Source organism: Rhodospirillales bacterium (assembly GCA_016699855.1).
In the GTDB taxonomy this organism is placed as follows: domain Bacteria; phylum Pseudomonadota; class Alphaproteobacteria; order Reyranellales; family Reyranellaceae.
The window spans coordinates 4,467,059-4,481,438 of record CP064988.1; the positions used below are offsets into that span (position 1 = coordinate 4,467,059).

Genomic DNA, 14,380 nt, shown 5'->3' on the forward strand with positions numbered 1-14,380 from the left:
GGCGCTGGAACGACGGGAGATCAGCCTCGATGACCAAGACTTTCGCGCCCGACGGCGCCGCCGCCGCGGCGCTCGGCGACCTGCCGACCTGGGATCTGCGCGACCTCTACGCCGACATGGACTCGCCGGCGCTGAAGGCCGATCTCGAATCCTGCGACGCCGAGGCGAAGGCGTTCGCGAGCCGGTACGAGGGCAAGCTCGCGGCGCTCGACGGCGACGGGCTGGCCGGCGCCATCGCTTCGTTCGAGGCGCTGCAGGAGCGGCTCGGGCGGATCGGCTCCTACGCCTCGCTGCTCTACGCCGGCGACATGACCGATCCCAAGGTGGCGCAGTTCCAGCAGAACATGCAGGAGCGCCTGACGGCGATCACGACGGCGCTGCTGTTCTTCACCCTGGAGGTCAACCGGCTGGACGAGGCGGCGCTGTCGCGCGCGCTCGACGCGAGCGCGGCGCTGGCGAAATACCGGCCGTGGCTGCGCGACACCCGCAGCTACCTGCCGCACCAGCTCTCGGACGAGCTGGAGAAGCTGCTGCACGAGAAGCAGCTCAGCGGCCGCAACGCGTGGAACCGGCTGTTCGACGAGACCATGGCGCGGCTGCGCTTCCCGCTCGACGGCAAGCCGCTGACCTCGGCCGAGATCCTGCACCTGCTGTCGGACCGCGACGGCGCGGTGCGCGAGAAGGCGGCGCGCGCCTTCGGCAAGGTCATGGGCGAGAACATCCAGGTCTTCGCGCTGCTCACCAACACGCTGGCGAAGGACAAGGAGATCGAGGACAAGTGGCGCCATTTCGCGCGCCCGCCCTCGGAGCGCAACCTCGCCAACCAGGTCGAGGACGAGGTGGTCGACGCGCTGCACGCCGCCGTCGTCGCCGCCTATCCCAGGCTGTCGCACCGCTACTACGCGCTGAAGGCGAGGTGGTTCGGCGTCGATGCGCTGGATTACTGGGACCGCAACGCGCCGCTGCCGGACTCCGACGACCGCGTCATCGCGTGGCCGGAGGCCACCCGCATCGTGTCCGACGCCTACGCCGCGTTCTCGCCCGAGCTGGCCAACGTCGGCCGCCGCTTCTTCGACAACCGGTGGATCGACGTGCCGGTGCGTCCCGGCAAATCGCCGGGCGCCTTCGCGCATCCCTGCGTGCCGTCGGCGCACCCCTATCTACTGCTCAACTACCAGGGCAAGACGCGCGATGTGATGACCTTGGCGCACGAGCTCGGCCACGGCGTGCACCAGATCCTGGCCGGCCCGCAGGGGTACCTGCAATCCGCCACGCCGCTGACCCTGGCCGAGACGGCGTCGGTGTTCGGCGAGATGCTGACGTTCCGCGCGCTGCTGGCGGCGGCGCCGGACAAGCGCGCGCGCAAGGCGATGCTGGCCGGCAAGGTCGAGGACATGCTGAACACGGTGGTGCGGCAGATCGCGTTCTACGATTTCGAGCTGCGCCTGCACCGCGAGCGGCGCGAGGGCGAGCTGACGGCGCAGCGAATCGGCGAGATCTGGATGGACGTGCAGCGCGAGAGCCTCGGGCCGTCGCTGCGCTTCCACGACGAGTACGCGCACTACTGGTCCTACATCCCGCACTTCGTGCACGCGCCGTTCTACGTCTACGCCTACGCCTTCGGCGACTGCCTCGTGAACTCGCTCTACGCCGCGTTCCAGTCCGGCGCGGTGCCGGATTTCCAGGCGAAGTACCTCGCGATGCTCGGCGCCGGCGGCACGCTGCGCCACAAGGAGCTGCTGGCCCCGTTCGGGCTCGACGCGTCCGATCCGGCGTTCTGGGGCAAGGGCCTCGACATGATCGCCGGCTTCATCGACGAGCTCGAGGGGATGGCGTAGGGGGCGATGTCCGACCCCGTGCGTGGATCCACCCCAACCCACCCCCCCCCCGGGAAGGGAAAAAGAGGGGGGGGGGCCCCCCCCCCCCCCCCCCCCCCCGCGGGGGGGGGGGGGGGGGAGGGGGCGCCTGCCGCACGGCCAGACAGATGCCGCCTGACGACGAATCCGACTCTCTCTTCGGGCGCGTCGGGCGCTACGCGCGGGTCGGTGCGTCGGTCGGCGGCGTGGCGGCGCGGCTGGCGGGACAGCGCTATCTCGGCTTCGAGGTCGACCGCGACCGCGACGCCGGCAAGCTCCGCGCCGCGCTCGGCGGGCTGAAAGGCCCGCTGATGAAGGCGGCGCAGCTCATCTCCACCATCCCCGACGCGCTGCCGGCGGAGTACGCGCGCGAGCTGGCGCAGCTCCAGGCCAACGCGCCGGCGATGGGCTGGCCGTTCGTGAAGCGGCGCATGGCCGGCGAGCTGGGCGCGGACTGGCAGTCCAAATTCGCCAGCTTCGACAAAGAGGCCACGGCGGCGGCCTCGCTCGGCCAGGTGCACCGCGCGACCTTGGCCGACGGCACGGCGCTGGCGTGCAAGCTGCAGTATCCCGACATGACGGCGACCCTGGAGGCCGACCTCAACCAGCTCAAGCTGGTGTTCGGCGTCGCGCGCCGCATGGACATGGCGGTGCGCACCGACGAGATCTTCGGCGAGATCGCCGACCGGCTGCGCGAAGAGCTGGACTACCGCCGCGAGGCGCGCCACCTCGCGCTCTACGCCCGCATGCTGGCCGGCGAGAAGGGCGTGCGCGTTCCGGAGGTCGTGGCGCCGCTGTCGACCGGCCGGCTGCTGACCATGACCTGGCTCGACGGCGCGCCGCTGCTGAGCTGGAAGGAGCGGACGCAGGAGGAGCGCGACCGGCTAGCGCTGAACATGTTCCGGGCCTGGTACGTGCCGTTCTACGTCCACGGCGTGATCCACGGCGACCCGCATCTCGGCAACTACTCCGTGCGCGACGACGCCACGGTGAATCTGATGGATTTCGGCTGCGTGCGGATCTTCCCGCCGGATTTCGTGAAGGGCTCGATCGACCTCTACAAGGCGCTGTTGGCCGACGACGAGACCGCCGCCGTCGCAGCCTACGAGCTGTGGGGCTTCAAGGGACTGTCGCGCGAGATGATCCGCGCGCTCAACCGCTGGGCGTCGTTCCTCTACGGCCCGCTGATGGACGACCGGCCGCGGCGCATCGCCGAGGGCGCCGCCGGCCAGTACGGGCGGGAGACCGCCAACACGGTGTTCTCGGAGGTCAAGCGGCTGGGCGGCGTCACCGTACCGCGCGAGTTCGTGTTCATGGACCGCGCCGCCATCGGCCTGGGCTCGGTCTTCATCCACCTGCGGGCCGAGATCAACTGGTACCAGCTGTTCCAGGAGATGATCGGCGATTTCGATGTCGATGCCGTGGCGGCGCGGCAGGCCGAGGGGCTGGCGGCGGTGGGGTTGGTGCCGTAGCCGCCGGGCGGCGCTTTCCCTGCGGGCGTCCGCGCGCTAGCGTCGCCCGCCGCGCGGAGCGGCCCGGACCGGGGGGACCGTCATGGCCGACGACATGGACTGGATCGCCGTCACCAGTTTCCGCAAGACCATCGGCGCTGTCGGATTCATCGGCAGCAAGGCCGTCGCCATCGCGGCGTTCTTCGCGGACGCCGACGGCAACCAGGACGGCACCGTGAGCTGGGGCGAGTGGCTGGCGAGCAAGGCGGCGTTCGACCTCACCGGCAAGGCCGTCACCGAGGTCGCCATGCAGGCGCGCTACGATCTCGACATCGTCGGCCGCGATCCCAGCTTCAACGACCTCGCCATCAGCCTCTTCGCCAATTTCGCGCAGGGCCTGATCGCGCAGGGCATCTACATCGCCTATTTCTCGCAGGGTGTCTCGCTGATCGGCGGCGGAATCGCCAAGACGATCACGGCGAGCATGATCAAGCAGTTCGTGATCCGGAAGGGTTTCGAGGCCGTCGTGAAGAAGGCGTTCCTCAAGGCGGCAGGGCACTGAGGGACACCGGTGTTCCCTTGGCCGAGTTTCCGTTCGACCGCCACCGCCGCGACGCGGTGATCTTCCTGCCGCTGGCCTACTGCGCGTCGCTGCTGTTGCAGGGCTTCTGTGTCGCCGTCGCGTACGGTGATTCGGCGCGACTGCTGTCGACCTCGTATTGGTCGGTAGTCGCGCTCGTCTACGTCTTGGGGTGCGTCGCCAGCGTGCCTGTGGTCTGCGCGCTGATCGTCGTCTTCAGCGTTTGGCGGATGAGCGTCGAGCGGTATCCGCTGCGCTGGGTCGTCGGTGGCGCGGCGGTCGCCATGGCACTCTGGTCGGCGTTCGTCCTATCGAGCGTGACCGTAGGCGGTGAGGCGGACGTTCCACCTCGTCGGAGTCCGACGTGGATCGACTTCGCCGTTCCCTTGCCGATGGTCGCATCGTTCGCGGCGCTGATGTGGTGGCGTCTGCGGCGCCGGCCCGACGCGTAGGGCGGCGGCCGTTCGTCGGACGCGGCCGCGTCACAGTTACCGCCGCTCGGCGAACCCCAGGGGCAGCTCGGTGGTCGATTTGATCTCCTCCATCGCGAACATCGACGTGACGTCGCTGAGGTCGACCTTGGCGATCAGGCGCTTGTAGAACGAGTCGTAGGCGGCGATGTCGGGCAGGGCCAGACGCAGCAGGTAGTCGATCTCGCCGCTCATGCGGTAGCAGTCGACGACCTCCGGGAAATCGGCCACCGCCTTGGCGAACTTCGCCAGCCACTGCGCGTTGTGCTGGCTGGTGCGCACGGCCACGAACACCGTGACGCCGGCGTTGAGCGCGGCGCGGTCGAGCAGCGCGACGCGGCGGCGGATGACGCCGGCCTCCTCCAGCTTCTGGATGCGGCGCCAGCACGGCGTGGTCGACAGCCCGACTTTGGCCGCGATCTCCGACACGGCCAGAGTGGCGTCGCGCTGGAGGAGGGCGAGAATCTTCCGATCTTGGTCGTCGAGCGAAGTCATTCTTTAAATATATCAAAAGCAGGAATGGATTTCTGATTTATCGATGAATTGCGCGAAACGAGGAAACCGATTCCTGGCGGCGCCGGTATCCTTGTCGCCATCGATTTCACGCGTTCCCGACCACGGACCACCGACGATGCCCACGCCGCTCGACGCCTTCACCGCCCATCCCCGCGCCGTTGGCGAGACCTATGCCCAGCATCTCGGCATGGCCTCGGGCTTCGGCCTGCGCATGATCGCGGGCGGCGTCGCCTGTCTGCTGCACGGGCTGCTGCCGTTCCTGTTCACGACCACCGGCAGCCGCGCCATCCGCGCCCTGCACGACGACATGGTGAGCCACCGCCGGCGCGTTCCGGCCGACGGCGTCGCCGTCGCGCGGCCGGCGGAGTAGGCGGCGCTACTCGACCTTCCCGATCTTGCGCACCACGGCGCCGAGCCGCGCCGAGTCGGCCTCGAAGAAGAGCTTGGACGCGAGCGCGTCGAGATAGGCGACGGGCGGGCCGGCGGCAAACAGGACGGATTCCACCGGCCGGTCGCCGGACGTCCACTCGCGCGCGGCGCGTGACTCCCGGTTGATCCTGCCACTTCTTCTCCCTCCCGCGCCGGCGCGCCAAGCGGGTATGATGCGTTGGCGCCACCGTGGCGCGGCGGAGGGGCGGACGGTGCGGCAGGCGGTCGGCGGAACGGCGCGCGACGGGCGGGCGGAAGCGCCCGGCGCCGCGCCGTGAGACGCCGCCACCGCAAGCGTCGATCGCGCGGCGCGACGCTCCTCTGGTCGGCGCTGCTCCTGGCCGGCGCCACGGCGTCGGTGGTCTACGCCTGCGACTGGTGGATCGACCGCGCCGCGGCGCCCTACGTCACGGCGCGGATCGAGGCGGTGCCCTCCGCCGAGGTCGCGCTGGTGCTGGGCACCGCGCCGCGCGTCGCCGCCGGCCGCAAGAATCGCTACTTCGAGTACCGGCTGGACGCCGCCGCCGCGCTGTACAAGGCCGGCAAGGTCAAGTTCCTGCTGGTCAGCGGCGACAACCGCCAACGGACCTACGACGAGCCGACCGAGATGAAGGCGGGGCTGGTGGCGCGCGGCGTGCCGGCCGACGCGATCTACCGCGACTTCGCCGGCGTGCGCACGCTGGACTCGGTGCTGCGGGCGCGCACGGTGTTCCGCCAGTCGCGCTACATCGTCGTCTCGCAGGGGTTCCACAACAGCCGCGCGGTGTGGCTGGCGCGCGCCCACGGCATCGAGGCGTTCGGCTTCGACGCCGAGGACGTGCCCGCCGCGCAGGCGCCGCACGTCTGGGCGAGGCAGTACGTGTCGGCGGCGTTCGCGGTGTTCGACGTGCTCGTCGGCACCGAGCCGCGCTTCGCCGGCCCCGCCATCGTCATTGGCGAGGACCCGCCGAACTAGGGTGTTTTCCGGCGCGGCGGCCGCGCCCGCCGCGACCGCCACCCCGGGCGCTGAGCATGGTACGGTCCGCCGCCCGCGCCGCGCACTCCGGCAGATCGTCCCTGCGCATGCCGCCGAACGCCTTGCTGAACGCGTCGAACGAGGCGTCGTGGTCGGTGTACTCGATCCGCGGCTGGTGGTTGGGCGGGCTTGTCGGGCGGCCCTCCAACGACACCGTGAGGCCGATGAAACGGCGCGGCATGCGATGGATCGCGTCGAGTGGCCGTCGCCGGGTGCGCGGTTGTCTCCGGCCCACCTTGGTCCCATCATGGCGACGCGAGGACCGTAAGGAGAGGCTGATGGCGGATACGGCGGCGATCGGAGACCATTATGCGTCCGACGATATCGCCGGACGGGTGCTGGCGGCGGTGCGGGCCGCGCTCGGCCCGGACGCCGCGTTGACGCCCGAGGCGTTGGCGCCGGCCGACCATTTCCACGGCGGCGGGCTGGCGGCGACCCGCGATCTCGCGGCCATGCTCGCGCCCCGCGCCGGGGAGCGGCTGCTGGACATCGGCGCGGGCGTCGGTGGACCGGCGCGCTGGATCGCCGCCACGTTCGGCTGCCATGTCACCGCGCTCGACCTGACGCCGGCGTTCTGCCGGGCGTCCGCGGTGTTGACCGCGACGCTGGCCTTGGACGCGCGCGTGCGCGTCGTCGAGGGTTCGGCGCTGGATCTGCCGTTCGACGACGCGTCGTTCGACCGCGCTTACTCGCAGAACGTCGTGATGAACATCGCCGACAAGGCGCGGTTCTTCGCGGAGGCGTTCCGCGTCCTGCGTCCGGGCGGCGCGTTCGCGTTGGCGGCCGTCGTCGCCGGTCCGGGTGGACCTCCGCATTTTCCCGTCCCCTGGGCGAGCGGTCCGGCGGCCAGTTTCCTGTCGACGGCCGAGGCGACGCGCGCGGAGCTGACCGCCGCCGGGTTCGAGATCCAGCGCTTCACGGACACCACCGACGGCGTCGGCGTGGCCCAGAACGCGGCGGCGGCGGCGATGTCCGGCCCGGCCCTGCCGGCGCTGGGAACCCACCTGATCATGGGGCCGCGTTGGCGCGAGTTGCAGGCCAACGGCGTGCGCAGCCGCGTCGAGGGGCGCGTCGGCTCGGTCGAGGCGCTGGTCCGAAAGCCATGACCGGCGCGACGGACGGCGTCGTCGATTGTCACATTTCCGAAACTAGGCTGTAATCCGCCGCAACTAGGGAGGCGGAGGACTGGCGCCGAGCGGCGCATATGGGGGAGATACGGGGATGACGATAGGCATGACGCGCGCCGCGCTGGCGGCGCTGGCGCTCGGAGTGGTCGCGCTCGCGGGACCGGCGGTCGCGCAGAAGACCAAACTGACCATCTACACCGCGCTGGAGAACGACCAGCTCAAGCCGGTCAAGGACGCCATCGAGAAGGCCGTGCCGACGGTCGAGGTCGCGTGGGTGCGCGATTCCACCGGCGTGATCACGGCGCGCTTCCTCGCCGAGAAGGCGAATCCGCAGGCCGACATGGTGGTCGGGGTCGCGGCCTCGAGCATGGCGTTGTTCGCCAAGCAGGGCCTGCTTCTCGGCTACACGCCGACCGGCGCCGACCAGCTGCGGCCGTCGTTCCGGCCGGCGGCCAGTCCGACGCCGTGGATCGGCATGGACGCCTACGTCTCCGTCATCTGCTACAACACGGTCGAGGGCGGCAAGAAGAACGCGCCCAAGCCGGCGTCGTGGAAGGACCTGACCAACCCGGCCTTCAAGGACCAGATCGTGATGCCGAACCCGGCCTCGTCCGGCACCGGCTACCTCACGATCGCGGCCTGGCTCCAGACCATGGGCGAGGAGGCCGGCTGGAAGTTCATGGACGCGCTGCACGCCAACGTCGGCGTCTACACCCACTCCGGCTCGGCGCCCTGCGTGCAGGCCGCCAAGGGCGAGCGCATCGTCGGCATCGGCTTCGACATGCGCGGCGCGCGCGAGAAGACGGCCGGCGCGCCGATCGACCTGATCCTCGCCAAGGAGGGCGCGGGCTGGGAGATGGAGGCCGCCGGCATCGTGACGGGCCGCGCCAAGGCAAACGAGGACGCCGCCAAGCTGGTGATGAACTGGCTGGCGACCAAGGAGGCCAACGAGCTCTACGGCAAGTTCTACGCCATCACCGCGCATCCCGGCGTCAGCGCCGCGCCGCCGAACTATCCGCCGGGCGCGGTCGAGGCGATGGTGAAGAACGACCTCGACTGGATGGCGACCAACCGCGAGCGCATTCTGGCGGAGTGGACCAAGCGCTACGACGGCAAGTCGGCGCCGAAGCCGAAGTGAATAGCGTTTCCGTGGCGTCACGGCCCGTCCGCGACCGCGCGGGCGGGCCGTTCCACGTCGGGCCGACGGGAGGCGCGCGGCGATGAGTGACGACGCGGCCTACCTGTCGGTGCGGCGCGTGACCAAGGCGTTCGGCGCCTTCAAGGCGCTGGACGACGTGTCGCTCGACATCCGCAGGGGCGAGTTCGTGTGCTTCCTCGGCCCCTCGGGCTGCGGCAAGACCACGCTGCTGCGCGCCATCGCCGGGCTCGACCCGCAGACCTCCGGGGCGATCCTCCAGAGCGGGCGCGACGTCTCGGCGCTGCCGCCGTCGGCGCGCGATTTCGGCATCGTGTTCCAGTCCTACGCGCTGTTCCCCAACCTCACGATCGCGGAGAACGTCGGCTACGGGCTGCGCAGCCGGGGCGTGGCGCGCGCCGCGATCGCCGCCCGGGTGACCGAGCTTCTGGAGCTGGTCGGTCTGCCGACGCAGACCGACAAGTATCCGGCGCAGCTCTCCGGGGGCCAGCAGCAGCGCGTCGCGCTGGCGCGCGCGCTGGCGACCTCGCCCGGCCTGCTGTTGCTCGACGAGCCGCTCTCGGCGCTCGACGCGCGCGTGCGCGCCCGCCTGCGCCACGAGATCCGCGCCCTGCAGCGCCGGCTGGGCGTCACGACGATCATGGTGACGCACGACCAGGAGGAGGCGCTGTCGATGGCCGACCGCATCGTGGTGATGAACCACGGCGTGGTCGAGCAGGTGGGCACGCCGCTCGAGATCTACCGGACCCCGGCGAGCGCCTTCGTCGCCGATTTCGTGGGCGCGATGAATTTTCTGCCGGCCGTCGTGCGCGGCGGCGGCCGGGTCGACGCCGGCGGGCTGGCGCTTGAGTGCGACGCCGCCCGGCGCCTCGCCGACGGGACCTCGGCGAGGGTCTGCGTCCGGCCGGAGGACGTGCAGGTGCGCGGCGTCGACGCCGCCACGCCCAACGCGCTCGACGCCACCATCGCGGCGCTGGAGTTCCTCGGCTCCTTCTGCCGCGCGACGTTGCGGCCCGTGGCGGGCACCGCCGAGTTCACCGGCGATTTTTCGATCAACCTCGTGCGCGATCTCGGACTGCAGGAGGGCCGCGTCATCCGCGTCGCCCTGCCGCCCGACCGCCTCATCGCCTTCGCCGACGGCTGAGATGTCGGGGCGACCGTCACTTCGTCACGACCGCCCTCTCCGCCACACAGTGGGGGAGAGGAGGGCCGCGTCATCCGCGTCGCCCTGCCGCCCGACCGCCTCATCGCCTTCGCCGACGGCTGAGATGTCGGGGCGACCGTCACTTCGTCACGACCGCCCTCTCCGCCACACAGTGGGGGAGAGGAGGGCCGCGTCATCCGCGTCGCCCCGCCGCCCGACCACCTCACCGCCGGCGTATCGGCGCGGCGCCGATACGCCGTTCCTTCGCTTCCGCGATGGGCCCCTCCCTCTCCCCCGCTACGCGGCGGAGAGGGGAAACGGCGCGCGATGAGCGTCGTGTCGGAGCGGGCGCCCGCCGTCGTCCGGCCGAGGGCGTCGCGCGACGACCTGGTGATGCGCGCCGGCATCGCGCTGATCGGGCTGGCGCTGGCGGTGTTCGTGGCGCTGCCGATCTGGGCGCTGCTGTCGAAGAGCTTCCAGAACGCCGACGGCGGCTTCGTCGGCGTCGAGAACTACGTCCGCTACTTCTCGACCCCGGCGCTGACGCAGTCCGTGTGGAACAGCTTCCTCGTCGCCGCGCTGTCGACGGCGATCGTGCTGCCGCTGGCCTTCGTCTACGCCTACGCGCTGACCCGCTCGCGCATCCCGTTCAAGCCGCTGTTCCAGGCCGCGGCGCTGGTGCCGATCCTGGCGCCGTCGCTGCTACCGGCGATCTCGCTGATCTACCTGTTCGGCAACCAGGGGATCCTCAAGGAGCTGCTGTTCGGCGGCTCGATCTACGGCGCCGGCGGCATCGTCGCCTCGCAGGTCTTCTACTGCTTCCCGCACGTGCTGATGATCCTCGTGACGGCGCTGTCGATGGCCGACGGGCGGCTCTACGAGGCGGCCACCGCGCTGGGCGCCTCGCGCTGGCGCGTGTTCTGGACGGTGACCCTGCCGGGCGCGCGCTACGGCGTGATCGGCGCCGGCTTCGTCGCGTTCACCCTGGTGATCACCGATTTCGGCATCGCCAAGGTGATCGGCGGCAAGTTCAACGTGCTGGCGACCGACGTCTACAAGCAGGTGATGGGCCAGCAGAACTTCCCGATGGGCGCCGTCGTCGGCATGGTGCTGCTGGCGCCCGCGGTGCTCGCCTTCCTCGTCGACCGCGTCGTGCAGCGCCGGCAGGTGGCGCTGCTGTCGGCGCGCGCGGTGCCGCACGAGCCCAAGCCGCGGCCGCGCCGCGACGCGCCGCTGCTGGCGTTCTGCGTCGTCGTCGCGGCGCTGCTGCTGGGCGTGCTGGCGATGGCGGTGTGGGCGTCGTTCATCAAGCGCTGGCCCTACAACCTGTCGCTGACGCTCGCGAACTACGATTTCGACGAGTTCGATCCGTCCGGCTGGAGCCCGGTGTGGACGTCGATCAAGATGTCGGCGGGCGCCGCCCTGGTCGGCTGCCTCGTGGTGTTCGCCGGCGCCTGGCTGCTGGAGAAGGCGCGCGGTTTCCGCTTCGCCCGCGGTCTGGTGATCCTCCTCGCGACCCTGCCGATGGCGGTGCCCGGGCTGGTGCTGGGGTTGGGCTACATTTTCTTCTTCAACGCCCGCGACAATCCGCTGAACTTCCTCTACGGCACCTTGGCGATCCTCGTACTCAACACGGTGTCGCATTTCTACACGGTGGCGCACGTCACCGCGACGACGGCGCTGAAGCAGCTCGACGCCGAGTTCGAGTCGGTCTCGCAGTCGCTCAAGGTGCCGCTGCCGGTGACCTTCCTGCGCGTCACCGTGCCGATCTGCCTGCCGGCGATCCTCGACATCTTCATCTATCTGTTCGCCAACGCCATGACGACGGTGTCGGCGGTGATCTTCCTGTACGGGCCGGAGACCAAGCTGGCGTCGATCGCCGTCGTCAACATGGACGAGGCCGGTATGACGGCCGCCGCCGCCGCGATGGCCACGATCATCGTGCTGTGCTCGCTCGGCATCCGCCTGCTGCACCTCCTGGTCGAACGCACGATCCTCGTCCGCGCCCAGCGCTGGCGGCGGCGCTGACCTCGTCCACGGAGGAGGGGCCGCGATGCGCGCCCGCATTCCACGCTGGTTGCGCTGGACGGCGCTCGCGGCCGTCCTCGCGGTGGCCGGGCTCCTCGCGTGGCGTGCGTTCCAGTACCGCTGCGCGCCACCGCCGATTCCCCCGCTGGCGCCGCCGAAGGGCTGACGCCCGCGCGGCCGCCGCCTACTGCATCTGCCGCCGCTGCCAGAATTCGCGCGAGCGGCGTTCGCCGACGTCGCAGCCCTCGGCGTAGGGGCGGTGCCCCGGCGCCGGCATCGAGCCCTCCAGCGACTGCGCCACCATGCGTCCGCCCTCGACGCCGAGGCGGCGCGACGGCGTGTCGCTCGCGGTCGTGCGGCCGCCGGCGCCGCGGTCGGCGATCTCCTGCAGCAGCTTCTTGCGGATCGCCTCGTGGAAGTCGGCGAAGCTGTTGGCGACCACGATGAACGAGCGCGGCCCGCCGATGACGCAGCCGACGTAGTAGGCGTCGAGGTCGTGGTCGGGCGGGAAGCCCCATTTGTTCGGCCGGCCGTTCATGATCGGCAGGCCGTTGATGACGATGCCGCGGGCCAGCGCCTCGTCGCGGGCCTGCGTGATCAGGCCGCCGTCGTTGTTGGCGCCGTCGCCGGAGATGTCCAGCACCCGGCGCTCGGCCCGCCACGGGTTGCGCTCGAACAGCGGGATGGCGTGGCGGATCGCGCCGCTGATCGAGGTGCGCATCCAGATCGTGATCGGCTCGCGCTCCAGCCGCGCGATGAAGCCGTCGATGGCGCGCTCGCTGTCGAGCAGGGTCCAGTCGACCAGCGTGCGCTGGCGGTACGCGTCCGACCACTCGAAGAACGCCACCGCGATGCGGCCGTTGTAGCCGCCGAGGATGGCGCGGCGCACCGCCGGGTCGGCGAAGGCGCGGATGTAGCCCTGCCGCTGCAGCACCGCCTCGTCGGGATCGATGCTGCCGGAGATGTCGACCGCCAGCGCCAGCGCCAGGTCGACCGCCTTGTCGTCGTCGGCGCGCGCCGCCGGCGATGGCGGGATCAGCAGCAGGAACAACGCCAGGAGCGCGGTCGACGCCCAGGCTCGGACGGCCGGATACCGGTGGGCGAAACGGCGGCGGTGCATGCGGCCTCCCGACGGCGGGTTCGTGGATCGAGCATACGCCCGCGCGCAACGCCGTCCAGCGCGGGATGGGTCTCGACACCCCGGGACCCGCGTCCATAATCAGCGGCGCACACCCGGACGCCCGCGGAGACGACGCCATGGATCTCGCCCTCAGCCCCCAGGACCTCGCTTTCCAGGAGGAGGTGCGCGCCTTCCTGCGGGACAACCTCACGGCGGAGATGCGCGAGGCCGGCGCCAAGACCGGCGGCGTGTTCGCCGAGTTTGAGGTCGGCCGCCGGTGGCACCGGACCCTGGCGAAGAAGGGCTGGTCGGCGCCGACCTGGCCGAAGGAGCACGGCGGCACCGGCTGGACCGCCACGCAGCGCTACATCTTCTCGCGCGAGTGCACGGCCGCCGACGCGCCGCGCATGTTCAACATGAGCGTCCGCATGGTCGGACCGGTGGTGATGAAGTTCGGCACGCCGGCGCAGAAGGCCAAGTACCTGCCGGGCATCGTCTCTGGCGATATCGTGTTCTGCCAGGGCTACTCCGAGCCCGGCTCCGGCTCCGATCTCGCCTCGCTCAAGACGCGCGCCGAGTCCGACGGCGACGACTACGTGATCAACGGCACCAAGATCTGGACCACCAACGCGCACCACGCCAACCACATGTTCTGCCTCGTGCGCACCTCGAGCGAGGGCAAGCCGCAGGACGGCATCAGCTTCGTGCTGATCGATTCGATGGCGACGCCCGGCATCTCCGTGCAGCCGATCCTGACGCTGGCCGGCGACCACGAGGTCAACCAGGTGTTCTTCGACAACGTGCGCGTGCCCAAGGCCAACCGCATCGGCCCGGAGAACGCCGGCTGGACCGTGGCCAAGCACCTGCTGGAGTACGAGCGCGGCGGCGAGGCCTACACGCCCAACCTCTACGCCCGCATCGAGGACGTGCGGCGCATCGCGCGCGAGGAGCGGGCCGGCGACAAGGCGCGCCTGATCGACGACCGCCGCTTCGCCGAGCGGCTGGCCGAGGCCGAGATCGCCGCCCAGTCGCTGGAGACGATCGAGATGCAGGTGCTGTCGGACCTCAGCCAGGGGCGCAACCCCGGCGCCATCTCCTCGGCGATGAAGATCCGGGGCTCCGAGACGCTGCAGTACCTCGACCATCTCGGCGTCGAGGCGCTGGCGCACTACGCCGCGCCGTTCGAGCCGGAGGCGCGCGCGCTCGGCCACAACGAGCCGACCGTCGTGCCGGACTACGCCATCACCGCCATGCCGCTCTACCTCAACAACCGCGCCTCCTCGATCTACGCCGGCTCCAACGAGGTCCAGCGCAACATCATCGCCAAGGCGGTGCTGGGGCTGTAGCGGCGGCGCTCGCTCCCTCTCCCGCCAGGCGGGAATAGGGAGGCGCCCGCGCCGAAGGCGTGGGAGGGTGAGGGGACACCCAGGCGTTCCTTCGCTTGGAGCCTCGATCATCCAACTCGCTTCGGTCGGCTGACACCCTCCA

At 70.7% G+C, this 14,380-nt stretch carries 15 protein-coding genes; 12 read left to right on the forward strand and 3 right to left on the reverse strand.

Annotated elements, in window-relative coordinates:
* The first annotated feature begins 29 nt into the window (after window positions 1-29).
* The 4 genes from IPK81_21100 to IPK81_21115 all read left to right on the forward strand — a co-directional run bounded on the left by IPK81_21100 (window position 30) and on the right by IPK81_21115 (window position 4,339).
* A complete protein-coding gene (locus tag IPK81_21100; protein ID QQS11994.1) occupies window positions 30-1,838 on the forward strand; it encodes a M3 family oligoendopeptidase in 1,809 nt (602 codons plus the stop codon).
* Between the two features lie 146 nt (window positions 1,839-1,984).
* Window positions 1,985-3,328 carry an AarF/ABC1/UbiB kinase family protein gene (locus IPK81_21105; protein ID QQS11995.1) on the forward strand — a complete coding sequence of 448 codons (1,344 nt, stop codon included), beginning with the start codon at window positions 1,985-1,987 and terminating at the stop codon, window positions 3,326-3,328.
* Between the two features lie 82 nt (window positions 3,329-3,410).
* Window positions 3,411-3,869 carry a hypothetical protein gene (locus tag IPK81_21110; GenBank protein QQS11996.1) on the forward strand — a complete coding sequence of 153 codons (459 nt, stop codon included), beginning with the start codon at window positions 3,411-3,413 and terminating at the stop codon, window positions 3,867-3,869.
* A gap of 17 nt (window positions 3,870-3,886) precedes the next feature.
* Window positions 3,887-4,339: a hypothetical protein gene (locus IPK81_21115; GenBank protein ID QQS11997.1), complete on the forward strand. Its 453-nt coding sequence runs from the start codon at window positions 3,887-3,889 to the stop codon at window positions 4,337-4,339.
* A gap of 36 nt (window positions 4,340-4,375) precedes the next feature.
* Here the strand turns inward: IPK81_21115 and IPK81_21120 are convergent, their stop codons facing one another.
* Window positions 4,376-4,852, reverse strand: a complete 477-nt coding sequence (locus tag IPK81_21120; GenBank protein QQS11998.1) for an Lrp/AsnC family transcriptional regulator — start codon at window positions 4,850-4,852, stop codon at window positions 4,376-4,378.
* Window positions 4,853-4,988: 136 nt separating this feature from the next.
* Between IPK81_21120 and IPK81_21125 the strand changes: the two genes are divergently transcribed.
* Complete coding sequence (locus IPK81_21125; GenBank protein ID QQS11999.1) at window positions 4,989-5,243, forward strand: hypothetical protein; 255 nt, start codon at window positions 4,989-4,991, stop codon at window positions 5,241-5,243.
* A 390-nt stretch (window positions 5,244-5,633) separates the two neighbouring features.
* Complete coding sequence (locus IPK81_21130; GenBank protein QQS15202.1) at window positions 5,634-6,257, forward strand: YdcF family protein; 624 nt, start codon at window positions 5,634-5,636, stop codon at window positions 6,255-6,257.
* Here the strand turns inward: IPK81_21130 and IPK81_21135 are convergent.
* Entirely contained in the window at window positions 6,232-6,498 is a 267-nt protein-coding gene (locus IPK81_21135; protein ID QQS12000.1) for a hypothetical protein, read from the reverse strand. The two genes, IPK81_21130 and IPK81_21135, sit on opposite strands and share 26 nt — an antisense overlap.
* 97 nt (window positions 6,499-6,595) lie before the next feature.
* Between IPK81_21135 and IPK81_21140 the strand changes: the two genes are divergently transcribed.
* The 5 genes from IPK81_21140 to IPK81_21160 all read left to right on the forward strand — a co-directional run bounded on the left by IPK81_21140 (window position 6,596) and on the right by IPK81_21160 (window position 11,938).
* On the forward strand, window positions 6,596-7,423 hold the full coding sequence (locus IPK81_21140) for a class I SAM-dependent methyltransferase (protein QQS12001.1): 828 nt from the start codon (window positions 6,596-6,598) through the stop codon (window positions 7,421-7,423).
* 127 nt (window positions 7,424-7,550) lie between these two features.
* On the forward strand, window positions 7,551-8,582 hold the full coding sequence (locus IPK81_21145) for a putative 2-aminoethylphosphonate ABC transporter substrate-binding protein (GenBank protein ID QQS15203.1): 1,032 nt from the start codon (window positions 7,551-7,553) through the stop codon (window positions 8,580-8,582).
* Window positions 8,583-8,664: 82 nt separating this feature from the next.
* Window positions 8,665-9,744 carry a putative 2-aminoethylphosphonate ABC transporter ATP-binding protein gene (locus IPK81_21150; protein ID QQS12002.1) on the forward strand — a complete coding sequence of 360 codons (1,080 nt, stop codon included), beginning with the start codon at window positions 8,665-8,667 and terminating at the stop codon, window positions 9,742-9,744.
* A gap of 327 nt (window positions 9,745-10,071) precedes the next feature.
* Complete coding sequence (locus IPK81_21155) at window positions 10,072-11,772, forward strand: putative 2-aminoethylphosphonate ABC transporter permease subunit (GenBank protein ID QQS12003.1); 1,701 nt, start codon at window positions 10,072-10,074, stop codon at window positions 11,770-11,772.
* A 25-nt stretch (window positions 11,773-11,797) separates the two neighbouring features.
* A complete protein-coding gene (locus IPK81_21160; GenBank protein QQS12004.1) occupies window positions 11,798-11,938 on the forward strand; it encodes a hypothetical protein in 141 nt (46 codons plus the stop codon).
* 18 nt (window positions 11,939-11,956) lie between these two features.
* On the opposite strand, the gene IPK81_21165 is transcribed toward IPK81_21160, so the two are convergent.
* Window positions 11,957-12,892, reverse strand: a complete 936-nt coding sequence (locus tag IPK81_21165; protein QQS12005.1) for a DUF1194 domain-containing protein — start codon at window positions 12,890-12,892, stop codon at window positions 11,957-11,959.
* A gap of 137 nt (window positions 12,893-13,029) precedes the next feature.
* On the opposite strand from IPK81_21165, the gene IPK81_21170 reads away from it, so the two are divergent.
* Window positions 13,030-14,238, forward strand: a complete 1,209-nt coding sequence (locus tag IPK81_21170) for an acyl-CoA dehydrogenase family protein (protein QQS12006.1) — start codon at window positions 13,030-13,032, stop codon at window positions 14,236-14,238.
* The last annotated feature ends 142 nt before the right edge of the window (window positions 14,239-14,380 follow it).